Raw genomic sequence first — 884 nt, forward strand, 5'->3', positions numbered from 1 at the left:
CGGCCGACCAGCACCGGGCTCGGACTGGCCATCGTGGCCGCGCTGGTGGCGGCGCACCACGGCACGGTCGAGGTTGCCGAAACGCCGGGCGGCGGGGCCACCTTCCGGGTCAAGCTGCCGATTCTTCCTGCGAACCCCGGGCTGGGAAGCCGGCCAGCGGATCGCAGACAGGTTGATGCCCCGTCTGACAGCCCCCTGTCTTGACCTAAAGTCCACTTCAACCCTGAGGGTTGATCCCCATGAGGTGGTTTCGGAGGATCGCCGGCAGGGTCCAGAGGTCACGGCCACATCGGGCGCACCGCAGCTACCGCAGTTGGGCTTCAGCGCGCTCACCATCGCGGCATCAGATCTCAACAGGGCTTCGGCAGCGCATCTGTTGTTGAGCGACGCGATCCTTCGTGCTGACGAGACAGCGTGTCGTGGTGATCGGGATGGGAACAGGGAAGCACGGTGACGGCTCGGCCGCCCCTTCCTCGGCTACGTCGACGGCCAATGCCATCCCGTCTGCCGTCGACCCGCCCTTCAGGGGAGCGGGCCGCCGCCCGGCCCGCCACGTCCAGCGGACCTTGACGGCTCGTACGGACGCTGGCGGGTCGGGCGGTGGTCTGCTCGGCTCGACCCAGGTCGTCGGCTGGCGGGATGGCCCTGCGCAACCACCCACGGACCGCAACGCGCGGACGGAACCCCGGCCATCCTGGAGTCGTTGCGCCCCCGCCGGAGGCGCAGTGACCGCATCCCCGCCACCGCCGCCAGCTCGCCGACGCGGCTGGCGTCGCTCCCCTACGCCGCGCGGGCTCGTGACCGCGCGGCCCGCCGGCTGCCAGCCCACCACACCCCCGGTCAGCGACCTGTCGTTCGGCGGCACCCCTCCGGGCTTCCCGCTC

General features: G+C 71.4%; 1 protein-coding gene. It reads left to right on the plus strand.

Annotated features, from left to right (window positions below):
- Positions 1–204: ATP-binding protein (locus tag ACNAW0_RS30480; protein WP_416291499.1), on the plus strand; the 204-nt coding region annotated here is incomplete at its 5' end.
- Positions 205–884 lie beyond the last annotated feature (680 nt).

This window comes from Micromonospora sp. SL1-18 (assembly GCF_047921505.1).
Classification (GTDB): domain Bacteria; phylum Actinomycetota; class Actinomycetes; order Mycobacteriales; family Micromonosporaceae; genus Micromonospora.